24 protein-coding genes are annotated in these 22,395 nt (G+C 54.1%); 13 read left to right on the forward strand and 11 right to left on the reverse strand.

All coding sequences use genetic code 11. The features are described from left to right. Position 1: 1 nt before the first annotated feature. From phnH to ACM615_RS13765, 8 genes are read left to right on the forward strand one after another with little or no spacing between them, the layout of a single operon-like run. A complete protein-coding gene (gene phnH / locus ACM615_RS13730) occupies positions 2-583 on the forward strand; it encodes a phosphonate C-P lyase system protein PhnH (protein ID WP_113877126.1) in 582 nt (193 codons plus the stop codon). After that, on the forward strand, positions 583-1,665 hold the full coding sequence (locus tag ACM615_RS13735; protein ID WP_431012045.1) for a carbon-phosphorus lyase complex subunit PhnI: 1,083 nt from the start codon (positions 583-585) through the stop codon (positions 1,663-1,665). Before phnH ends, ACM615_RS13735 begins: the two co-directional genes overlap by 1 nt. After that, on the forward strand, positions 1,655-2,530 hold the full coding sequence (locus ACM615_RS13740; RefSeq protein ID WP_112286771.1) for an alpha-D-ribose 1-methylphosphonate 5-phosphate C-P-lyase PhnJ: 876 nt from the start codon (positions 1,655-1,657) through the stop codon (positions 2,528-2,530). The genes ACM615_RS13735 and ACM615_RS13740 overlap by 11 nt, the downstream gene beginning before the upstream one ends. Next, a complete protein-coding gene (gene phnK, locus ACM615_RS13745; protein ID WP_113877123.1) occupies positions 2,530-3,321 on the forward strand; it encodes a phosphonate C-P lyase system protein PhnK in 792 nt (263 codons plus the stop codon). The genes ACM615_RS13740 and phnK overlap by 1 nt, the downstream gene beginning before the upstream one ends. 27 nt (positions 3,322-3,348) lie before the next feature. Further along, positions 3,349-4,056, forward strand: coding sequence for a phosphonate C-P lyase system protein PhnL (phnL, locus tag ACM615_RS13750; RefSeq protein WP_431012046.1), 708 nt, complete (start codon positions 3,349-3,351; stop codon positions 4,054-4,056). Continuing rightward, positions 4,053-5,189, forward strand: coding sequence for an alpha-D-ribose 1-methylphosphonate 5-triphosphate diphosphatase (phnM, locus tag ACM615_RS13755; protein WP_431012047.1), 1,137 nt, complete (start codon positions 4,053-4,055; stop codon positions 5,187-5,189). Before phnL ends, phnM begins: the two co-directional genes overlap by 4 nt. Positions 5,190-5,200: 11 nt before the next feature. Continuing rightward, entirely contained in the window at positions 5,201-5,776 is a 576-nt protein-coding gene (gene phnN / locus ACM615_RS13760; protein WP_431012048.1) for a ribose 1,5-bisphosphokinase, read from the forward strand. A gap of 8 nt (positions 5,777-5,784) precedes the next feature. Further along, positions 5,785-6,423, forward strand: a complete 639-nt coding sequence (locus ACM615_RS13765) for an acetyltransferase (protein ID WP_431012049.1) — start codon at positions 5,785-5,787, stop codon at positions 6,421-6,423. A 98-nt stretch (positions 6,424-6,521) separates the two neighbouring features. Here the strand turns inward: ACM615_RS13765 and ACM615_RS13770 are convergent, their stop codons facing one another. Then, on the reverse strand, positions 6,522-7,163 hold the full coding sequence (locus ACM615_RS13770; protein ID WP_129639322.1) for a hypothetical protein: 642 nt from the start codon (positions 7,161-7,163) through the stop codon (positions 6,522-6,524). Positions 7,164-7,403: 240 nt separating this feature from the next. On the opposite strand from ACM615_RS13770, the gene ACM615_RS13775 reads away from it, so the two are divergent. Then, on the forward strand, positions 7,404-7,922 hold the full coding sequence (locus ACM615_RS13775) for a type 1 glutamine amidotransferase domain-containing protein (protein ID WP_112286776.1): 519 nt from the start codon (positions 7,404-7,406) through the stop codon (positions 7,920-7,922). A gap of 36 nt (positions 7,923-7,958) precedes the next feature. Here ACM615_RS13775 and ACM615_RS13780 read toward each other — a convergent pair whose 3' ends face one another. Continuing rightward, complete coding sequence (locus tag ACM615_RS13780) at positions 7,959-8,396, reverse strand: YhbP family protein (protein WP_431012050.1); 438 nt, start codon at positions 8,394-8,396, stop codon at positions 7,959-7,961. A 133-nt stretch (positions 8,397-8,529) separates the two neighbouring features. Between ACM615_RS13780 and ACM615_RS13785 the strand changes: the two genes are divergently transcribed. Beyond that, positions 8,530-8,832, forward strand: a complete 303-nt coding sequence (locus ACM615_RS13785; protein ID WP_113877119.1) for a GIY-YIG nuclease family protein — start codon at positions 8,530-8,532, stop codon at positions 8,830-8,832. Between the two features lie 40 nt (positions 8,833-8,872). On the opposite strand, the gene ACM615_RS13790 is transcribed toward ACM615_RS13785, so the two are convergent. Together ACM615_RS13790 and ubiT are read right to left on the reverse strand one after the other, a co-directional pair. Beyond that, positions 8,873-9,376 (reverse strand): GNAT family N-acetyltransferase, encoded by a 504-nt coding sequence (locus tag ACM615_RS13790; protein WP_113877118.1) that lies wholly within the window; start codon positions 9,374-9,376, stop codon positions 8,873-8,875. Beyond that, positions 9,370-9,891 carry a ubiquinone anaerobic biosynthesis accessory factor UbiT gene (gene ubiT, locus ACM615_RS13795; protein ID WP_112286780.1) on the reverse strand — a complete coding sequence of 174 codons (522 nt, stop codon included), beginning with the start codon at positions 9,889-9,891 and terminating at the stop codon, positions 9,370-9,372. The genes ACM615_RS13790 and ubiT overlap by 7 nt, the downstream gene beginning before the upstream one ends. 314 nt (positions 9,892-10,205) lie before the next feature. Between ubiT and ubiU the strand changes: the two genes are divergently transcribed. Beyond that, a complete protein-coding gene (gene ubiU / locus ACM615_RS13800) occupies positions 10,206-11,201 on the forward strand; it encodes a ubiquinone anaerobic biosynthesis protein UbiU (RefSeq protein ID WP_112286781.1) in 996 nt (331 codons plus the stop codon). 14 nt (positions 11,202-11,215) lie between these two features. Continuing rightward, complete coding sequence (locus ACM615_RS13805) at positions 11,216-12,094, forward strand: U32 family peptidase (RefSeq protein ID WP_431012051.1); 879 nt, start codon at positions 11,216-11,218, stop codon at positions 12,092-12,094. 55 nt (positions 12,095-12,149) lie between these two features. Here the strand turns inward: ACM615_RS13805 and ACM615_RS13810 are convergent, their stop codons facing one another. The 3 genes from ACM615_RS13810 to ACM615_RS13820 form a co-directional block, all read right to left on the reverse strand. Next, the gene (locus tag ACM615_RS13810) at positions 12,150-13,238 is read right to left on the reverse strand and encodes an ABC transporter permease (protein ID WP_192878641.1); all 1,089 of its coding nucleotides are present in this window, start codon (positions 13,236-13,238) and stop codon (positions 12,150-12,152) included. 71 nt (positions 13,239-13,309) lie between these two features. After that, entirely contained in the window at positions 13,310-14,494 is a 1,185-nt protein-coding gene (locus ACM615_RS13815; RefSeq protein ID WP_181955577.1) for an ABC transporter permease, read from the reverse strand. Then, a complete protein-coding gene (locus ACM615_RS13820; protein ID WP_112286783.1) occupies positions 14,479-15,453 on the reverse strand; it encodes an HlyD family secretion protein in 975 nt (324 codons plus the stop codon). Before ACM615_RS13820 ends, ACM615_RS13815 begins: the two co-directional genes overlap by 16 nt. A 328-nt stretch (positions 15,454-15,781) precedes the next feature. On the opposite strand from ACM615_RS13820, the gene ACM615_RS13825 reads away from it, so the two are divergent. Next, complete coding sequence (locus tag ACM615_RS13825) at positions 15,782-16,807, forward strand: luciferase-like monooxygenase (RefSeq protein ID WP_431012052.1); 1,026 nt, start codon at positions 15,782-15,784, stop codon at positions 16,805-16,807. 107 nt (positions 16,808-16,914) lie between these two features. On the opposite strand, the gene ACM615_RS13830 is transcribed toward ACM615_RS13825, so the two are convergent. From ACM615_RS13830 to pnp, 4 genes are all read right to left on the reverse strand, one after another. Next, positions 16,915-18,837 carry a DEAD/DEAH family ATP-dependent RNA helicase gene (locus ACM615_RS13830; RefSeq protein ID WP_113877113.1) on the reverse strand — a complete coding sequence of 641 codons (1,923 nt, stop codon included), beginning with the start codon at positions 18,835-18,837 and terminating at the stop codon, positions 16,915-16,917. Then, positions 18,827-18,907, reverse strand: a complete 81-nt coding sequence (gene yrbN / locus ACM615_RS13835) for a protein YrbN (RefSeq protein WP_096335046.1) — start codon at positions 18,905-18,907, stop codon at positions 18,827-18,829. Before yrbN ends, ACM615_RS13830 begins: the two co-directional genes overlap by 11 nt. Before the next feature lie 115 nt (positions 18,908-19,022). Next, complete coding sequence (gene nlpI, locus ACM615_RS13840; protein ID WP_112286786.1) at positions 19,023-19,907, reverse strand: lipoprotein NlpI; 885 nt, start codon at positions 19,905-19,907, stop codon at positions 19,023-19,025. 129 nt (positions 19,908-20,036) lie between these two features. After that, positions 20,037-22,160, reverse strand: a complete 2,124-nt coding sequence (gene pnp / locus ACM615_RS13845) for a polyribonucleotide nucleotidyltransferase (RefSeq protein ID WP_113877112.1) — start codon at positions 22,158-22,160, stop codon at positions 20,037-20,039. Positions 22,161-22,395: the final 235 nt, after the last annotated feature.

Genomic DNA, 22,395 nt, shown 5'->3' on the forward strand with positions numbered 1-22,395 from the left:
CATGTCACTTGTTGCCAGTTTTCAACATCCGGTTGCGGATGCGCAGTACAGTTTTCGCCGTATTCTCAAAGCGTTAAGCGAACCCGGCGTCAGCGTGCAGTTGCCAGCCATGCCCGGCTTCGGGGCGTTAGGTTCCGCCAGCGCCTGCGTGCTGCTGACGCTTATCGATAACGATACGCCGCTGTGGCTGAGCGCCTCGCTCAATGATGAAATTCTGCGTAAAAACCTGCGTTTTCATACCGGTGCGGTGCTCACCGATGACCCTTCTGCCGTCAGTTTTGCGCTTGCCGATCCGGCGCTCGACAGCGCCACGCTGCTGGCTTTCCCGTGCGGTGATGAGATGTCGCCGGAGCTGGCGACCAGCGTAATTGTGCAGCTGGAAAGTCTGACCGGCGGCACGCCGCTGCGTCTGCGCGGGCCGGGCATCGAGAGCAGCCGCATGATTTCCCCGCAGTTGCCTGATTCTGTTCGTAATTATCTGCTTAACCGCCCTCACCGTTTCCCGCTGGGTCTGGACTTTATGTTCACCTGTGGCGAAGAACTGATTGCCGTACCGCGCACTACGCGCGTGGAGGTGTGCTGATGTACGTCGCCGTTAAAGGGGGTGAGAAGGCGATTGCCGCCGCCCATCAGCTGCTGGCGCATGAGCGCCGCGGCAATACCGATGTGAAAGAACTCGGCTGCGAACAGATTGAACAACAACTGGGTTTAGCCGTTGACCGGGTGATGAGCGAAGGCGGAATTTACGACCGTGAGCTGGCCGCACTGGCGATCAAGCAATCCGGTGGCGATCTGGTCGAAGCGATTTTCCTGCTGCGCGCTTACCGCACTACGCTGCCGCGTCTGGCGACCAGCGAGCCGCTGAATACCCAGGCGATGCGCCTCGAACGCCGTATCTCCGCTATTTATAAAGACTTGCCTGGCGGACAGGTGCTCGGCCCGACTTACGATTACACCCACCGCCTGCTGGATTTCGCGCTGCTGGCCGAAGGCGAAGCGCCGTTCACCCCGATAGCCGATGAACCACAGCCGGAAGATTGCGGCCATGTGTTTGATTTGCTGACGCAACAACAGCTGGCGGTACAGGAAGAAGACGACGGTACCGAGCCGGAAGACATCACCCGAACGCCACCGGTATTTCCGGCGTCCCGTGCGGCACGTCTGCAACAGCTGGTGCGTGGCGACGAAGGTTTTCTGCTGTCACTGAGTTATTCCACCCAGCGCGGCTATGGCCGTACCCATCCGTTTGCCGGTGAAATCCGCACCGGCTGGCTCACCGTCGAGATCGTGCCGGAAGAGCTGGGTTTTGCCATCGATATCGGCGAGATCCTGCTGACTGAATGCGAAATGGTGAACGGTTTTGTTGCCCCTGAAGACAAGCCGCCGCACTTCACCCGTGGCTACGGGCTGGTGTTTGGTCGCGCCGAACGCAAGGCGATGTCGATGTCGCTGGTGGATCGCGCACTGCAAACCCGTGAATACAACGAGCAAATTAGCAGCCCGGCGCAGGACGAAGAATTTGTCTTGTCCCACGCCGATAACGTCGAAGCTGCCGGTTTTGTCTCGCATCTTAAATTGCCGCATTACGTCGATTTCCAGGCGGAGCTGGAGTTGTTAAAACGCCTGCGCGCTGCGAAAGAACAGGACTCAGCCAATGAACAATAATGCCGCCCAAACAATGACCGGCTACAACCACGGTTATCTCGACGAGCAGACTAAACGCATGATCCGCCGAGGGATCCTCAAAGCCGTGGCGATCCCCGGTTATCAGGTGCCGTTCGCCGGTCGCGAAATGCCGATGCCATACGGCTGGGGCACCGGCGGGATCCAGCTGACCGCCAGCGTGATCGGCACAACAGATGTGCTGAAAGTGATCGACCAGGGCGCGGATGACACCACCAATGCCGTGTCGATCCGCAAGTTCTTCCAGAGTGTCGCCGGGGTGAAAACCACCGAAAAAACTGTGGAAGCCAGCCTGATCCAGACCCGTCACCGCATTCCGGAAACGCCGTTGCAGGAAGATCAGATCCTGATTTTCCAGGTGCCGATCCCTGAACCGCTGCGCTTTATCGAACCGCGAGAAACCGAAACCCGCAAAATGCACGCGCTGGAAGAATACGGCGTGATGCAGGTGAAGCTGTATGAAGACATCGCGCGCTTCGGCCATATCGCCACCACTTATGCGTACCCGGTGAAAGTGAATGACCGCTACGTGATGGATCCGTCGCCGATCCCGAAATTTGATAACCCGAAAATGAACATGATGCCCGCATTGCAGTTGTTCGGTGCAGGACGCGAAAAACGCATTTATGCCCTGCCACCATTCACCAAAGTTGAGAGTCTGGATTTCGACGATCATCCGTTCACCGTTCAGCAATGGGATGAGCCGTGTGCGATTTGCGGATCGCACCACAGCTATCTCGATGAAGTGGTGCTCGACGATCAGGGCAACCGCATGTTCGTGTGCTCCGACACCGATTTTTGTGCTCAGCAGGTTGAGCAACAGGCTTCCAACGAGGTTAACCGCTGATGACCACTCCTTTAAATCTTGCCGCCGAACCGCTGCTGTCGGTGAATAACCTGACTCATCTTTATGCGCCGGGCAAAGGCTTTAGCGATGTGTCGTTCAATCTGTATCCGGGAGAAGTGCTGGGTATTGTCGGCGAATCCGGCTCGGGTAAAACCACGCTGTTGCAGTCGATTTCTGCCCGTCTCGCGCCCCAGGCAGGGCAAGTCATCTATAACAACGGCCAGACTCCGGCGCAGTCGCTTTACGACATGGCGGAAAGCGATCGCCGCCGTCTGTTGCGCACCGACTGGGGCGTGGTGCATCAGCATCCGATGGACGGTTTGCGCCGTCAGGTTTCTGCCGGCGGCAACATCGGCGAGCGCCTGATGGCAGTCGGAGAACGTCATTATGGCGATATACGCAAGAAGGCCGGTCAGTGGCTGGAAGATGTCGAAATTCCGGTTTCCCGTATCGATGACCTGCCGACTACATTTTCCGGCGGGATGCAGCAACGTCTGCAAATAGCCCGCAATCTGGTAACGCATCCGCGTCTGGTGTTTATGGATGAACCGACCGGCGGACTCGACGTTTCGGTTCAGGCACGTCTGCTGGATCTGCTGCGCACGCTGGTGGTGGAAATGCAGCTGGCGGTGGTGATTGTCACCCACGATTTGGGCGTCGCCCGCCTGCTGGCGCACCGTCTGCTGGTCATGAAACAGGGTCAGGTAGTGGAAAGTGGCTTAACCGACCGCGTGCTCGACGATCCGCATCATCCGTATACGCAACTGCTCGTTTCTTCCGTGCTTTCCTAACCTAATTTCAGAGAAAGAGTGACCAAAATGACGACGAAGCTCAGGGTCGAAAATCTCAGTAAAACTTTCGTTCTGCATAACCAGAACAGCGCCAGATTGCCGGTTTTCAGCAATGCCAGCCTGACCGTGAATGCCGGGGAATGCGTGGTGCTGCACGGCCATTCCGGCAGCGGAAAATCCACCCTTCTGCGTTCTTTATACGGCAACTATCTGCCGGACAGCGGCAAAATCTGGGTCGAGCATCAGGCCCAGCAGATTGATATGGTCAGCGCCGAAGCACGGGACATTCTGGCCGTTCGCCGCCATACGGTCGGCTGGGTCAGCCAGTTCCTGCGCGTCATTCCACGCATCAGCGCACTGAATCTGGTGATGCAGCCGCTGCTGGAACTGGGTGTGGATAAAGCACAAAGCGAAGCCCGCGCCAGTGCGTTGCTGCGCCATCTGAATGTGCCGGAACGTCTGTGGCATCTCGCGCCCTCGACGTTTTCCGGCGGCGAACAGCAGCGCGTGAATATCGCCCGCGGTTTTGTGGTCGATTATCCGGTGCTGTTGCTTGATGAACCGACCGCCTCGCTGGACGCCACCAACCGTGCCGCCGTCGTGACGCTGATTGAGCAGGCCAAAGCGCGCGGTGCGGCGGTGGTCGGGATTTTCCATGATGAAGATGTGCGCGAACGCGTTGCCGATCGCTTGTATGAAATGAGCCCGGAAACGGCGCCGGAGATGTCCGCATGATCATAAATAACGTCAAACTGGTGCTCGACGATCAGGTGGTTGAAGGGTCGCTTGAGATGCAAAACGGCGTGATCAGCGCCTTTGCTGACAGCCGCAGTCAGCTGCCGCAGGCGCTGGATGCTCAGGGCGGCTGGCTGCTGCCGGGCTTTATCGAACTGCACACGGATAATCTGGATAAGTTTTTCACGCCGCGACCAAAAGTAGACTGGCCAGCGCATTCTGCCATGAGCAGCCACGATGCGCTGATGGTTGCCAGCGGGATCACTACCGTGCTGGACGCCGTCGCCGTCGGTGACGTACGCGACGGCGGACATCGTCTGGATAATCTGCAAAAGATGATCGACGCCATCGTCAACAGTCAGAACGCCGGGCTGAACCGCGCCGAGCACCGTCTGCATCTGCGCTGCGAACTGCCGCACGAAACCACGTTGCCGCTGTTTGAGAAGCTGATGGATACCTCGGTGCTGTCACTGGTTTCGCTGATGGACCATTCGCCGGGCCAGCGCCAGTTCGCTACGCCGCAGAAATACCGTGAGTATTATCAGGGCAAATACCACATGAACGACGAGCAAATGGACGATTTTCAGGAAGAGCAAATCGCCCTCTCCCGGCGCTGGGCGCAGCCAAACCGTGAAGCGATTGCTGCCCACTGCCGCGAGCGCCATATTTCGCTGGCCAGCCATGACGATGCCACCGCCGCCCACGTTGAAGAATCACGGGCGCTCGGCAGCGTGATTGCAGAGTTCCCGACCACCGAAGAGGCAGCACGCGCCTCGCACAACAGCGGTTTGCAGGTGCTGATGGGTGCACCGAATATCGTGCGCGGCGGTTCGCATTCCGGCAACGTGGCGGCGCACCATCTGGCTTCACTCGGCCTGCTGGATATTCTCTCTTCCGATTACTATCCCGCCAGCCTGCTCGACGCGATTTTCCGGATTGCCAACGATGAGAGCAATGCGTTCAGTCTGCCGCAGGCGGTGAAACTGGTGACCCGCAATCCGGCTAACGCGCTGGGTCTGAAAGATCGCGGAGAAATCGCCGAAGGCAAACGCGCGGATCTGGTGCTGGCACGCGCACATAGCGATCACTACTTTGTGCAGAACGTCTGGCGTCAGGGCATTCAGGTGTTCTGAGGGGAGAAAGGATGAGTCGTTTACTCTATCTGATGGGTGCTTCGGGTTCTGGTAAAGACAGTCTGCTGGACGCGCTGCGTCAGCATTTACCCACCGATGTCGCCGTCGCGCATCGTTACATTACGCGCCCGGCGGATGCGGGTTCGGAAAACCATATTGCGCTGAGCGAAGCCGAATTTATTCAGCGTCGCCAGCACGGTTTATTCGCCATGGACTGGCATGCGCATCAGTGCCGGTACGCCGTGGGCATTGAGATAGACACCTGGATGCAGCTCGGTTGTCACGTAGTGGTCAACGGCTCGCGCGCGCATCTGGAAAAAGCCCGCCAGCGTTATGGTCAGCGGCTGGTACCGGTCTGTTTACAGGTTTCTGAAACCGTACTGAATGAACGCCTGACGCGTCGCGGACGTGAAGATACGGCGCAAATTGCCGGTCGTCTTCAACGTGCCAGAGAGTACGAAAACGCCCTGCCCGCCGGCTGCCACCGGCTGAATAATGACGGCGCGTTGCACGAAACTTTACAGCATCTGCTGGCCATTGTTGCCTTGCCGGTCAGCGCGTTTATTTATCCCGTCACTTCATCATGAGCGATTTTATGACAGATACCATTCATTCGTTTTCGCTGGCTGACGAGCAGGATTATTCGCGGCCAAAAATCGGTCAGCAGGTCGAGCTGAACCGTTCAACGCTGGGTCAGTATGTGCATATTGCGGACAACGCGATCATCGAAGAAACTCAGATCGGCGATTACTCGTATACCGCTGGCAACAATCAGATCTTCTGCGCGACGATCGGAAAATTTGTTTCGATCGCCACTTACGTGCGGATCAATCCCGGCAATCATCCGACCTATCAGCGCGTTGCCCAGCATCATTTCACCTATCGCAGTTCTGTTTACGGACTCGGTGAGGACGATCAGGAATTTTTCGACTGGCGGCGCGAGCATCATGTCACCGTGGGTAACGATGTGTGGATCGGCCATAATGCGGTGCTGATGCCCGGCGTTAAAGTCGGCAATGGCGCGGTGATCGGTACTTCTGCGGTGGTGACGAAAGATGTTGAGCCCTATTCGATCGTCGCGGGCGTGGCAGCGAAAAAGATCGGCATGCGCTTTGATGACAAGATGATCGGGCGGATCGAAGCCAGTCGCTGGTGGGACTGGGATCATGAAACGCTGAAAAAAAGGATGCCGGACTTCAGGGATCTGCACGTTTTTGCAGAAAAATATCTGTAGGGATCTGGCGTGATATTGAGTTGAAAGCAGTATGAGGAAAATTCGCGTTTTTTGCCTGATACCATATCACAAGGATCCGGCTCAGCGGATCACGCGAATTAAAGATCTTCGATACTGGCGGCGATCTCATCGGATTCCAGCACGGTGATGCCGCCTAATCCGGCATTAAATGCCTGCTCCTGCAACGCTTTCGCCACCACATCAGAATCAATCGCTTTCCATTTCCCCGGCAGCATTTTAAACAGCGGCGCACTGAGTTGCTCAAGAAGACGCGGCGGATGGCGCTTTCCGACTAATAACGAAGGCCTGACTAATGTCAGCAACGGCCATCCCTGCTGCATCAGCGCCAGCTCCATTTCGCCTTTGGTGCGGTTATAGAGAAAACGCGAACGGGCATCGGCGCCGTTAGCACTCACAGCCAGACAATGGCGTGCGCCCAGTTCGCGTGCCGCTTTGGCGCAATCCACCACCAGATCGTAATCCACCGCCCGGAATGCCTGCGCACTGCCCGCCTGTTTTCGCGTGGTGCCCAGACAGCAGAACAGTAAATCAATCGGCTCATCGAGTGCGACCACCAGTGACGTGAGATTGTCGCCGAGCGGATTAAACAGCTTATTCCCTGGCAGCAGCGGACGACGGCTGGGTGCCACGATGCGGCTGACTCGAGGATCAAGTTGCAACAGACGTAAGAGTTCACGCCCGATCAGGCCACTTCCGCCCAGCAGAAGAACTTTTGCCATATCACTTCCTTTTAAAAAACGGCTTTCGCGCTGCGATTTTGAAACATGGATTCTGAAACACGGGTTCTGAAACATGAAAGCATGAACAGATATTTGAAGTGTTACCTGAATGTAAATATCACGCTATAAGACAGTTCCTGTTACTTTCGCAGACTCGGAAGAATCCAGTTTGATCAGCCCGCCGCTGGCTTGTAGGCTTAGTAGTGTATGACGAAAAACACATTCTCAGCAGGAGGAACCATGAGCAAGAAGATAGCGGTACTCATCACTGATGAATTTGAGGATTCAGAATTCACTTCACCCGCCGAGGCCTATAAAAAAGCTGGTCATCAGGTTATTACCATCGAAAACAAAGCGGGCAACGTGATCAAAGGTAAACAGGGCAAGGCGAAAGTCACCATTGATAAATCGATTGATGATGTCAACGTGGCTGACTTCGATGCGCTGTTGCTACCTGGCGGACATTCGCCGGATACCTTGCGCGGTGACGACAGATTTGTCGATTTCACCCGTGATTTTGCGAAAAGCGGCAAACCCATTTTCGCCATCTGCCACGGCCCGCAGCTACTGATCAGCGCCGATGTTATACGTGGCCGAAAACTCACAACGGTTAAACCGGTAGTCGTCGACGTTAAAAACGCCGGTGCAGAGTTTTACGATAAAGAAGTCGTGGTTGACGATAACACGCTGGTCACCAGCCGGACGCCGGACGATCTGCCCGCCTTTAACCGTGAATCACTGAAAATTCTGGCGGCATAAGCCTTGCGCCCCTTCTGCGGAAGGGGCGATTTCCCTTCAAACTGCCCTGTCCCACAGCAGTTTCTTGCCAAATCCCAGCGCGTTATCGGTCATTTTGATGTGATTCAGTTTCAGTCCCCAGACCGGCGCTTTCATGGCGATGGCGACCGGGAAATGCCTGCAATAAAGATGTCGCGCATGCCCTTCTTCTTCACCGCTAAGCACGGTGGCTTCGCCGCGATACTGAATGCCTTTAATCAGGGCAATGGTTTTCGGATGCGGAGCAATCGTGCCAACAATATGCGGTGATTTCGCCATCAGCGTACCGTGCAAAGTTTTCATTTCGGTCATGAAATACAACGTCATGCTTTCTGTATCCGTGACGTAAAAACAGTTCGCGCTCCACATCTCGCCGTCGGCGACGGCACACAGCGCCAGCACATGCTGTTTATTTAGAAACTTCAGAATATGTTTCAGGTCATCAGGGTTATTCATCAAACGCGCCTTATTTTGGTTTATGTCAGTTTACCGCCCCATGTTGATGTTTTGCCTCACTCTGTTGTGCCTTTCAGATAAATAGTGTGCCTTTCAGGTAAACTGACACAAAATTTCCTGACACGCAGAGCTTATGTCCGCCCCATCCAACTGGTTTTTATACATGCTGAGAACCCCGACCGGGATGCTTTACACCGGCATAACGACCGACGTGACACGGCGTTTAGGCCAGCATCAGTGCGGAAAAGGGGCGAAATCGTTGCGTGGAAAAGGCGAGCTGACGCTGGCATTTCATTGTCCGGCTGGCGACCGTTCACTGGCATCGAAGCTGGAAATTAAAGTCAAAAAACTGAGCAAAGCGCAGAAAGAGTTGCTGGTGAGAAATGCACCGGAATGTCTGGAAAACTATCTGGGATTAACCGAAAGCGGAAAATAATAAAGGCCGGATATCCGGCCTTTATAGTATCTGAAAAGATTCAGAAACGATTGAACGCCGACGGGAAAACCACCTCTCCGCTGGCATCTTTCAGTGCGTCGTCTGATAAGGTGAACAGCTGGAAAGCCGTTTCCGTTTCCGGCCAGCGGCAATGCAGGTCATGAGCAGCAGCCGGTTTAAATCCAAAGCGCTGGTAATACGCCGGATCACCCAATACCACTACCGCGGCATAGCTGAACTCATTCAGGGAATCTAACCCTTCATAAACCAGTTTTTCACCCAGTCCCTGACCACGCAGAGATTCGTCGACTGCCAGCGGCGCGAGCCCGACCCAGTTGCGGTCTTCGCCCCGGATATCCACCGGGCAGAAAGCAACGTAACCGACTACGCCGCCTTCATCGTCGGTCGCTACAACGCCCAGCGTCAGCAGACCATCTTCGCGCAGTTCCTGCACCAGATCCGCTTCTGCACCCGTCGGGAATGAGGCGCGTAACAAACGGTCAATGCCCGCAGCATCTACCGGAATTTCAGTACGAATTAACATGGCTCAGCTACCGGAGCTTGCGGCTCACGGCCCTCTTGCAGACCCGCTTCGACAAAATCGGCCAGGCGCAGCAGGCCATTTTTCAGCAGCAGCGGCATAGTATCGAGATCGATAGAATCCATCAGATTCTTCACATACAAGCCCAGTTCGGTATCACCTTCAATACGCAGACGGCGCTGGAAGAACAGCGTGTCCGGATCTTCTTTGCGGGCAGCGATCAGGATCAGATCGTTTGCATTACCGCTGAAGCTGACATCGGCTTCGCCACGTTCAGCGATCACCAGTTTGCTCTCCTGCACTGACATCAGCCAGGTCAGGCTGAGATCGCTGACCTCAATTTTCAACCAGCGGCCTTCAAGGAAATCCAGCTCTCCGTCGGCCAGCGCCTGACGAAGCTGCCAGCTCAGTACCTGTTGCAAAACCTGCCGTTGCAACGCAAAAGGCGTGAATTTCAAAGGCAGACTTAACAGGGATGGTCCCTGACGGACCACACGTGCACGTAGTTTTTGCAACACTGGCACTACTCCTTTCGGTAACTTTTCGGCAAGTTTTAAGGCAGTTATACCGCCTATTTTGACACATCGCCGGGAACGTTCAGCGGTCTACATCAATAAATACTGCAACAGAAAAACATCACGTACAACCTCCCCGGGCGCTGTATGCCTTCCAAAGCCGCAGAAACTGCCTCAAATCAAAATATTGCATCCATTGCTTCTCTAAAATAGTTCGCCAATCAAAGCCCTGACTGATGAATGAATGACGTCGGCAACTGGCTTTTCATCACCCACCAACCTCAGCTCTGGCTGGCCGGTTGCAGTAAGGAACGAGAATGGAGCTACTTTGCCCGGCAGGGAATTTACCTGCATTGAAAGCGGCGATCGATAATGGCGCAGACGCGGTGTATATCGGCCTGAAAGATGACACCAATGCACGCCATTTCGCCGGTCTGAATTTCACGGATAAAAAATTGCAGGAAGCCGCGGATTACGTTCACCGTCACCGCCGTAAACTGCACATTGCCATCAATACGTTTGCGCATCCTGATGGCTATCAGCGCTGGGAACGCGCAGTGGATATGGCCGCACAGCTCGGCGCAGATGCACTGATCCTGGCCGATATCGCCATGCTCGATTACGCCGCGAATAAATATCCTCACGTTGAGCGCCATGTGTCGGTGCAGGCATCGGCCACTAACGACGAAGCCATCCGCTTCTATAAACGTAACTTTGATGTCGCCCGCGTTGTTTTGCCGCGCGTGCTTTCGATGCATCAGGTGCGTCAGCTTTCCCGTACCACTGTCGTGCCGCTGGAAGTCTTCGCCTTTGGCAGCTTGTGCATCATGGCCGAAGGCCGCTGCTATCTTTCTTCCTATCTGACCGGAGAATCGCCAAATACCGTGGGTGCCTGTTCACCGGCGCGGTTCGTGCGCTGGCAACAAACGGCTCAGGGCATGGAATCGCGTCTGAACGATGTGCTGATCGACCGTTATGACGAAGGTGAAAACGCCGGTTATCCGACGCTGTGCAAAGGGCGTTATCTGGTGGATGGCGCGAAATATCATGCGCTGGAAGAACCAACCAGTCTGAATACGCTGGAGTTATTGCCGGAGTTGTTCGCCGCCAATATTGCCTCCGTGAAAATTGAAGGACGTCAGCGCAGCCCGGCGTATGTCAGTCAGGTAGCCCGCGTATGGCGTGCGGCAATCGACCGCTGTATGGCGGATCCGCAAAACTTCAAAACCGATGACGCCTGGATGAAAACGCTGGGCTCCATGTCTGAAGGTACACAAACCACGCTAGGTGCTTATCACCGCAAGTGGCAGTAATCGAAGAGACGATGATGAAATATTCTTTAGGGGCCATTCTTTACTACTGGCCGAAAACGCAGGTTGAAGCGTTTTATCAGGCCGCAGCGGACAGCAGTGCAGATATCATTTATCTCGGTGAAAACGTCTGTACCAAACGCCGTGAGATGAAAATGAATGACTGGATGGAGGTCGCGCGTCAGCTGGCCGCATCCGGTAAACAGGTGGTGATTTCCACGCTGGCCTTGTTGCAGGCACCGTCTGAACTGAATGAACTGAAACGCTATGTAGAAAACGGCGAGTTTCTGCTGGAAGCTAACGATTTCGGCGCGGTGAACATGGCAGCCGAACGCAATCTGCCGTTTGTCGTCGGTCATGCGCTGAACTGCTATAACGCCGTCACGCTAAAAATCCTGCAAAAACAGGGCATGATGCGCTGGTGTATGCCGGTCGAGCTTTCCCGCGACTGGCTGGTTAATCTGCTGAACCAGTGTGATGACCTGGGTATCCGTGATAAGTTTGAAGTGGAAGTGCTGTCGTACGGACATTTACCGCTGGCCTATTCGGCGCGCTGTTTCACGGCTCGTTCTGAAAACCGTGCGAAAGATGAATGCGAAACCTGCTGCATCAGTTATCCGCAGGGGCGCAAAATGCTGTCGCAGGAAAATCAGCAGGTGTTCGTGCTCAACGGCATTCAGACGCAGAGCGGTTACTGCTATAACCTCGGCAATGAACTGGTGTCGATGCAGGGATTAGTTGATATCGTGCGCCTGTCACCGGAAACCACAGATACCCTCGCTACGCTGGAAGCGTTCCGTAACAATGAAAGCGGTTTGCTGCCACTGACACTCACCGATAACGCCGACTGTAACGGCTACTGGCAGCGCGTCGCCGGGCTGGAACTGCGCCCCTGACAGCGCCTGTTGCAGTGAAAAGGGAGAAGACCTGACGGTCATCTCCCTTTTTTTATCACGAATTTCTGTGCTTCGGCCGGAACATCGCTCTGAGCCGGACGCCATCACGCAGCATCCCCACGGCAATGCCGATAAAGGTGTAAAACAGGCACAAGATCAGCAGCATCAGAATATCGCCGCCCACATCTTTAAACGGCAGCCCCATCTGATTGACGCCGGCAATGGCTTTGGTCGCCCAGGTTGAAGGCAGCATAGACGATACCCCCCTGACCCACGCAGGCATCGCCTGCAACGGCCAGATAGTGCCGGAAATATAAAAAACCGGTGTGGTAATAAAGGCCAGCGTCAGGTAAATCAGTTCGACGCTGCGCAGGCATTCCGTCACCAGTTTCCCGAGCCCCAGAACTGCCAGCAGGAACGGGAAGGTCAGCAGCAAAATTTCAGGAATGCTGGCCGTTTGCCGGTAACCCAGGATCCATGGCCACAGCACAAACAAGACGATCGACAGAAACAGCCAGACCGGGATCAGCGCCGAAATACCGCCCAGAAACGCCGGTATCGCCGGTTTTCCGGAAGGTCCGCTGTTGAGCACAATGCTCACGCGCACGCTGGCGATCAATAATGAGTGCTGCAATAACATCACCAGCAGGCCGGGGAAAATAATCGCCGCAAAGCTGATGCCGGGGTTAAACACATCCAGCGTCTGCCCGACAATCGGCGAAAGCACCACGCTGGCCTGCCGCTCACTGAAGCCGCTGCTCAGCAACAAATCCGTGTTGTATTGCGTGAGAATTGCCTGATACGCCGCCAGCACATCCTGCTGGATCTGCCCGTTCGCCAGCCGGTTAGTCGCATCGCCGTAAACCGGGATCACAATGTTCTGCCCTGCGAGGATCTTCTTCTCAAGATCGACCGGCATGATGATCACCGCGAAGAGCTTACGCAGCGCCAGATCGTGTTCGGCCTGCGCCAGGCTGTCGTAAGCCACCGTCGCGACTTTGGAAGTGGCGTCCAGCTGACGGGTCAGCATCCGGCTGGCGGTGCTGTGATCCTGATCGACCACCGCCACCGGCAAATCCCACACCGTGCGGTTCGCATAGACCAGGCTCATCACGCACAATGACAGCAGCAACATCATCCACATTGGCTTGTCGAGCAAACCGGTGAGCACTTTACGGAATGTCGTCCACCAGGTTTTAAACCATTCACGGCGGGTCACTGGCCTGCCTCCTGTCGTTTAAGCCGCATGTAGAGGCGTCTGCGCACCAGCAGACCTGTCAGCAGCGGATAAATGAGCAGGATGCAGCACACCATCAGAATACCGCGCACCGAGACTTCCCGCAGGAAAACGTCAAACATCGCGGCCAGTGCATAGCTGAGCGGCTCAATGCCGGAAATAATGCGCGCTGGCAGCGGCATCGACAGCACCGGTACCGCCATTCCGGAGAAAGTCAGCGCGATACTGACGAAAATCCCCATCATGGTGTAAGCGGTAATGGTGGTTTTGGTGAAGGTGAAAAGTAACAGCCCGAGGCTTTGCGCAGCGATCACATAGAAGAAGCCAATCACCACCATATACAAAGGATTGCCGCTGACGCGGGCGTCAAAGAATCCAACCAGCATCGCGATTTCCACCATCAGTAACGTGGTGAAACACAGCGTATACGGAGCAAGTTTGCCGAGCAGCGCCAGCGTAAATGATGGCGCACTGAGCAACGCCTGGCTGCGTGCCATCACGTAGATCATGCAGGTCACGGTAAACAGTTGCAGCAGGTGAATCGTTGCGGCGAATTGCTGGTAATAAATGTAACTGCCGCTGGCGTTAAACAGGCTGCCGTAGGATAAATCGACGCTGGCCAGCGATGGCAGCGTTTTGCCGATTTCAGTCGCAATAATCGAACGGTAACTGGTATTCAGTTCGGTGATCAGCCCGCTGAAATCCTGCGTGGAATACAGACCGGCACCGTAAAACAACGCGTTGTAATACAGCACCACGCTCGGCTGTTTTCCAGCCAGTACGTCGGCTTCAAAATCATTGGGAATATACAACAGCGCATAATCCTGCGCGGTACGCAGACGGTATTCCGCTTCCGGTAAACCGCCTTCGAACGCCTGCACATGCGCGTGTGAACCGGCGTCCAGTTTGCGGGTAAGCGTTTTGGATAATGAGCTGTGATCGTTATCGACCACAGACACCGGTAAATCCAGCAATGTGCCTTCGGAAAAGTTGCTGCTGATAAGACCAAACAGAAGCAAAGGGAAAATCCAGCACAGCCAGTGGATCACCGGTTTGCGAAAGGCGTGATTCACTTCACGGGTAAAAGAGCGGCTGAAACAGCGCCATGCGGCTTTTACCCTTTCACTGCGTGGCGCTTTGACCGGCTTCACTTCGCTTTCCATTGCCACAATGCACTCATGCCCTGACGCAGTCCGGGCACCGGTTTCGCAGGGTAAAGACGCACTTCAAAGGTTTTTAAATCGAAGTCACCTGTCGCGCGCGTGGCGCGTTTGGTCGCATAGTCTCCGAGCGGCGCGATATAGCGAACTTCGGCTTCGATCAACTGGTTATTCAGCGCGGGAACGCGCATCTGCACTTTGTCGCCTTTGCGCACGCCAGCCAGAATATCTTCACGCAGGTTAAAGACGAAATAGGCGTCTGGCAGACGGACCAATGTCAGCAACGGACTGTTGGCACTCTCCAGTTCGCCGACTTCTACCGGGATCGGCCCCACTTCACCATCGACCGGCGCTTTAACCTGTAAGTCATCGGTCTGCGCTTTTACTTCAAGCAAGTCTTCTTCCGCCTGACGCAGCTGCGCGGCATAGCTTTCGCGCTGTTCCACGCGGTCGCCGTTTACGCCTTCATCAAGATTGGCTTTAGCGACCAGAACTTGTGCATATGCGCTGTCGCGGGCGCGGCGGGAATCTTCTAAATCAGAAGCTGAAATAAACCCTTTAGCCGCCACTTTGACATTGCGGTTGTAGAGATCGCGGGCGTTCACATATTCTGCCTGAGACTGCGCCAGGGTGGCTTTGAGGTTGCGGATACTTTCTTCACGGGTACCGTTAACCGAGAGATCGAGCTGCGCTTTTGCCTGATCGCGGGCAGCTTCGGCAGCGCGCAATTGCGCCATCATTTCCGGGCTGTCGAGAGTTATCAGCAATTGCCCGGCTTTTACATCGTCACCGCGTTCTACATGACGTTCAATCACGCGGCCTTTCGATTTCGACGCCACAATCACTTCCGGCGCATCGACTTCTCCCTGTAACAGTAAATCCTGATTGTGCGCACGAAACAGCACCGCCAGAGAAACCGCAGCTGCAACCAGCAACAGGGTCAATAATATTCGTTTACTCATCGGTGCTTCATCCTTTTTGTTTGCCTGTGTTTATCATCGGCTTTTGGTTCTCCATTCCATGATTGTCCTTTCCCGCCAACGCCCATTCTTAAAGGCGCGTATGCGCTTGTGTCAAATCATAGCGGGATGAACAAAGACTGTTTAACACAAAACAACATATTCATAAAAACTATAATTTAAGTTACTCAAATCGATTTTAAGGATGTTTTAACGGCAATTAAGGGCACAAATGCCGTATTCAATCAGTAGTTATTGGGTAATACTCGTTCTAATTATGAGCGGAGTGAATGCTTTCTCCGCACTTTCCTTTGATGAGTGAGCCGTGATTATGTCTGATAAAAACACCGTTCCCCTTTCCGTGCTCGATCTGGCGCCGGTTCCGCAAGGAGCCGATCCGGCCCGCGCGTTCCAGTGTTCCCTTGAACTGGCACAGCACGCTGAGAAGTGGGGCTACCAGCGTTACTGGATGGCAGAACATCACAACATGACCGGTATCGCCAGTGCCGCGACCTCCGTGCTGCTGGGTTATATCGCGGGCGGAACGAAAACGATCCGTGTGGGTTCCGGCGGTGTGATGCTGCCAAACCACTCCCCGCTGGTGATTGCTGAACAGTTCGGCACGCTCGCCACGCTGTATCCAAATCGTGTAGATCTGGGACTCGGCCGCGCGCCTGGAACAGACCAGCGCACCATGATTGCACTGCGCCGTCATCTTTCCGGTGAAATCGATAACTTCCCGCAGGATGTACAGGAATTGCAGATGTATTTCGGTGACGTTCAGCCGCAGCAGGCCGTACAGGCCGTGCCGGGACAAGGTTTGCATGTGCCACTCTGGTTACTCGGCTCCAGCCTTTACAGCGCGCAACTGGCGGCGGCTCTTGGCCTGCCATTTGCCTTCGCCTCACATTTTGCACCGGACATGCTGTATCAGGCACTGGCGATTTATCGCAGCAAATTCCAGCCTTCTGCTCAGCTTGAGAAGCCACACGCGATGGTGTGCATCAACGCGATTGCCGCAGACACCGATGAAGAAGCGCGCCGGATGTTTACCTCCAATCAGCAACAGTTCATTAATCTGCGCCGCGGGGTGCCAGGTAAACTCCCTGCGCCGGTCGATAACATCGAAAGCCTGTGGTCAGCTCAGGAACGCTTTGGCGTGGATAACGCGCTGCGCATGTCGGTGGTCGGTAATAAAGAAACAGTGCGTCAGGGGCTGCAAAATATCCTGCGTGAAACCGAAGCCGATGAGCTGATGATCAACGGTCAGATTTTTGATCACCAGGCTCGTCTGCATTCGTTCGAAATTGTGTCTCAGTTGCAGGGCGATCTGGTTAAAGAGCAGCGCATCAGCTGACCCTGATCCTCTTAGTAAATTGCAGACGAAAAAAAACCAGCCCGATGAAGGCTGGTTTTTTATTTTCTGACGTTAAGTCATCTGAAGATCAGCGAGCTGGATTCAGATTATGCGTCAGTAGTACGACGTGGTGCGCGGCTTGGCGGACGACGGTCACCAGCTGCTGAAGAACCTTCACGACGATCACCGCTGAAAGAACGTGGAGCACCGTTACCACGGCCACCTTCACGACGTTCACCGTTGAAAGGACGCGGAGCGCCGTTACCACGACGCTCACCGCCAGCACCGGCCGGGCGATCACGACGTGGAGCCTGTGGCACCGCATCACCGATCAGCTGCATGTTCATCGGTTTGTTCAGGATACGCGTACGGGTGAAGTGAGACAGGATCTCGCCCGGCATACCTTTAGGCAGTTCGATAGTTGAGTGCGTACCGAACAGCTTGATGTTACCGATGTAACGGCTGCTGATGTCGCCTTCGTTAGCGATAGCGCCAACGATGTGACGAACTTCAACACCATCATCACGACCCACTTCGATGCGATACAGTTCCATTTCGCCAGCGTCACGACGCTCACGACGTGGGCTGTCGCCATCACGTGCAGGACGGTCGTTGCTGCGAGCCGGACGGTCACGACGATCGCCACGATCACCGCGGTCGCCACGATCTTCGAATTCACGACGTGGTGGACGGCTTTTGAAGACCGGATCCGCTGCAACGATCAGAGGACGTTCGCCTTGTGCCATTTTCAGCAGTGCCGCAGCCAGTGTTTCGATGTCCAACTCTTCTGCAGGTTGCAGTTTAGCCAGCAGACCACGGTACTGATCCAAATCGCTGCTTTCCAGTTGCTGCTGAACTTTCGCTGCGAATTTAGCCAGACGACGTTCGCCCAGAACTTCTGCAGTTGGGATTTCAACTTCTGGAATGGTCAGCTTCATGGTGCGTTCAATGTTACGCAGCAGACGACGCTCACGGTTCTCAACGAACAGTAATGCGCGCCCCGCACGGCCAGCACGACCGGTACGACCGATACGGTGAACGTAAGATTCTGAGTCCATCGGGATGTCGTAGTTAACCACCAGGCTGATACGTTCTACGTCGAGACCACGTGCTGCCACGTCGGTTGCGATCAGAATGTCCAGACGGCCATCTTTCAGACGTTCCAGAGTCTGCTCACGCAGCGCCTGGTTCATGTCACCGTTCAGTGCAGCGCTGCTGTAGCCGCTACGTTCCAGCGCTTCAGCCACTTCCAGTGTCGCGTTTTTGGTACGAACGAAGATAATCGCCGCATCAAAATCTTCTGCTTCAAGGAAACGCACCAGCGCTTCGTTTTTACGCAGACCGTAGACAGACCAGTAGCTCTGGCTGATGTCTGGACGGGTAGTCACGCTTGACTGGATACGTACTTCCTGAGGCTCTTTCATGAAGCGACGGGTAATACGACGGATAGCTTCTGGCATGGTTGCAGAGAACAACGCGGTCTGATGTTCAGCCGGGATCTGCGCCATGATAGTTTCGACGTCTTCGATGAAGCCCATACGCAGCATTTCATCAGCTTCGTCCAGCACCAGGCCGCTCAGGTTTGAGAGGTTCAGGGTACCGCGTTTCAGGTGGTCCAGCAGACGGCCCGGGGTACCCACAACAACTTGTGGTCCCTGACGCAGTGCGCGCAGCTGAACGTCATAGCGCTGGCCGCCGTAAAGGGCAACCACATTCACGCCATGCATGTGTTTAGAGAAATCAGTCATTGCTTCAGCAACCTGAACCGCCAGTTCGCGGGTCGGTGCCAGAACAAGAATTTGTGGTGCTTTCAGTGAAGCATCAATGTTATGCAACAGCGGTAAGGAGAATGCAGCTGTTTTACCGGAACCTGTCTGAGCCATGCCCAGAACGTCGCGGCCATTTAACAGGTGAGGAATACACTCAGCCTGGATTGGTGAAGGTTTTTCATAGCCCAAATCAGTCAGGGCAGAAATGATCGGAGCAGACAGCCCCAGGTCAGCAAAAGAGGTTTCAAGCTCAGTAGTCATGTACACGTGCCTCATTAATAATGGCAGCCAGTCTACATAACTCGTCGAGAAAATTTTCAGTCATTTTCATTGAAAAGTGTGAACCGGCTCAAATTAGATTATAAAACGAACAAAGCAACCCTCGCCCGTTAAGGCGCTTAAAAATGGTAAATACCATGATTAAAAAGGCTGATTGGTGTCGTCAGCTATTGCTGGTCCGATTCTGATAGGTCGTCTTGCTCATGGCCCAAAAGCGCCAATTCCAACAATGCATAGCGGTGCTCAACGAAGTTATGGACGTTGTTAGCTACCGTCAGTTTGAACAGTGCCGCGGCGCTGTTCTTGTCCCCCAGACTTAGGTAATGCTTACCTAAATAGAAGTCAGTTTCACTGAGATGCTCAGCGAGCGAAGTGTTATCCGTTGCTTCTGCCTTGAGGCGTTCCATCAGCGTAGATTCGCTGATTTTGCCCAGGTAGAATTCGACGATATTCCATCCCCATTGCCCTCTGTCCGCTTTGTCATAACGCTCCTGGAGCGCTACTTCGGCATTCTTCGGATTGATTTCTCGCTCCGCAAGATAAAGCCATAACGAACGGAAGGGATCATTTGGATCGTCTCGATAAAACGCCTGCAGATCATCCTGCGCTAACGAGAATCGGCCACCGTAATACAGGGCGATACCTCGGTTCAAACGCGCGTAGTTGTAAGTTGGATCAAGCTCTAGTACAGAATCAAACGCTTCATAGGCAGCATCGAAATTGCCTGCCTGCGTTAGGTAAATCCCCAGGTAGTTAAAAACTTCTGGCATATCAGGACGAATAGACAGCGCTTGTGAAAAATCATTTCGCGCCAGTGCTCTTAGCCCGAGACTATCATACAGCACACCGCGCTCATATAATAGCTGTGCTCTCTCATCATCGGTTAATGACCGGCTGGCAAGTATTTGTTCCATGCGTGCCAGGATGACTTCCTGCTGCAACGTCGGCTGCAACGGAATCGCCAGAACTTCGTTTTTACGCCAATCATGGTTGCTGCATCCTGCCAACATAAGTGCTGTCGCAACATAACACCAGCGCAAGAAAGGCTTCATTTCTACTCCCGGAGACAAACATTGGATGAACATCCTGTCATCCGCTTGCTTAACACAAACGCGTCCTGCGTCCGTGAGACGAACAGCTCCTCCCCATGTGGAAAGGAGCTGTAAAACTTCTGTTACAGATTATTCTGCTGCAGGTTGCTCAGTTGTTTCGTCCTGAGTAGGTGCGGTAGCTTCTTTGATGCTCAGACGCACACGACCCTGACGGTCAACTTCGAGAACTTTAACCGGAACTTCCTGGCCCATCTGCAGGTAATCAGTCACTTTCTCTACACGCTTATCAGCGATTTGAGAGATGTGTACCAGACCTTCTTTACCGCCGCCGATGGCAACAAACGCACCAAAGTCTACGATACGGGTCACTTTACCCTGATAGATACGGCCAACTTCGATTTCAGCAGTGATCTCTTCGATACGACGGATAGCATATTTAGCTTTCTCGCCATCGGTAGCTGCGATTTTCACAGTACCGTCATCTTCGATTTCGATAGTGGTGCCGGTTTCTTCAGTCAGAGCACGGATCACAGAACCACCTTTACCGATCACGTCCTTGATTTTGTCCGGGCTGATCTTGATGGTGTGAATACGTGGAGCAAACTGAGAGATATCGCCACGTGGTGTGCTGATAGCCTGTTCCATCACGCCCAGAATGTGCAGACGCGCACCCTTAGCCTGGTTCAGAGCCACCTGCATGATTTCGCGGGTGATACCTTCGATTTTAATGTCCATCTGCAGCGCGGTGATACCGTCGCGGCTACCGGCCACTTTAAAGTCCATGTCGCCCAGGTGATCTTCGTCACCCAGAATGTCGGACAGAACGATAAAGCTTTCGCCTTCTTTAACCAGACCCATTGCGATACCCGCAACAGCGGCTTTAATCGGCACGCCTGCATCCATCAGGGCCAGAGATGCGCCACAAACGGAAGCCATTGAAGATGAACCGTTAGATTCAGTGATTTCAGATACCACACGTACGGTGTACGGGAAGTCTTCTGGTTTTGGCATCATCGCCAGTACGCCACGTTTAGCAAGACGGCCATGACCAATCTCACGACGTTTTGGCGAACCTACCATACCGGTCTCACCAACAGAGTACGGAGGGAAGTTGTAGTGGAACAGGAAGCTGTCAGTCTTCTCGCCCATCAGCTCATCCAGGTTCTGTGCATCACGGGCAGTACCCAGTGTTGCAGTAACCAGTGCCTGAGTTTCACCACGGGTGAACAGCGCTGAACCGTGAGTACGTGGCAGAACACCAGTACGCACATCCAGACCACGGATCATGTCTTTTTCGCGGCCATCGATACGTGGCTCGCCACGCAGAACACGGCTACGAACCACGTTCTTCTCGATGCTGCCCAGAATGTCAGAGATTTCGCCAGCGTCCAGAGTTTCGTCTTCAGCTTGCAGAGCCTGAACAACGTCAGATTTGATGACGTTAATCTGGTTGTAACGCTCTTGTTTCTCGGTGATCAGGTACGCATCACCCAGACGGGATTCAGAAAGTGCAGCCACGCGAGCGTGCAGCTCAGCGTTAACCACTTCAGGCTGCCAGTCCCATTTTGGCTTACCGGCTTCAGCAACCAGTGAGTTGATGTTATCGATAACGATTTGTTGTTGTTCGTGGCCGAATACGACCGCGCCCAGCATCTGATCTTCGCTCAGCACTTCAGCTTCAGATTCAACCATCAGAACCGCGCCCTGAGTACCGGCAACAACCAAGTCCAGACGGCTTGTTTTCAGCTCATCTGCGGTTGGGTTCAGAACGTACTGGTCGTTGATGTAACCAACGCGTGCAGCACCGATTGGGCCGTTGAATGGAATACCAGACAGGCTCAGGGCAGCAGACGCACCGATCATAGCAACGATGTCAGGGTTAACTTGTGGGTTCAATGAAACCACAGTCGCGATAACCTGAACTTCATTCAGGAAGGAGTCCGGGAATAGAGGACGAATCGGACGGTCAATCAGACGAGAAGTCAGAGTTTCGCCTTCGCTTGGACGGCCTTCACGACGGAAGAAGCTACCCGGAATACGACCAGCAGCGTAAGTACGCTCCTGATAGTTAACAGTCAGCGGGAAGAAGCTCTGACCTGGTTTAGCTTTTTTCTGGCCAACAACGGTAACGAATACCGCAGTGTCGTCCATGCTAACCATAACAGCGGCAGTTGCCTGACGAGCCATCATGCCGGTTTCCAGCGTAACGGTGTGCTGGCCGTATTGGAATTTACGAATAGTCGGATTAAGCAATGTAATGTCCTTTTGTATGACGCGCAGCTGTTATGACAGCAGTTCACGCCGATCAATATCCGAGCTTCTCACTACATTCTCGCGACTAATGACAATCCTTATATACCTGGCAATGTGGTAATAAAGTCTCTCATTAGCCGCGCGAAAACATCTGTAACGGAAGTTCATGTACTTAGAATAACAACAGAAACAGCAGCCATACAGTACCCTGATTTGGCGTTGCTTCCTAGAATAA

The sequence above is a fragment of the Rahnella sp. PAMC25617 genome (assembly GCF_050606005.1).
GTDB lineage: Bacteria > Pseudomonadota > Gammaproteobacteria > Enterobacterales > Enterobacteriaceae > Rahnella > Rahnella variigena.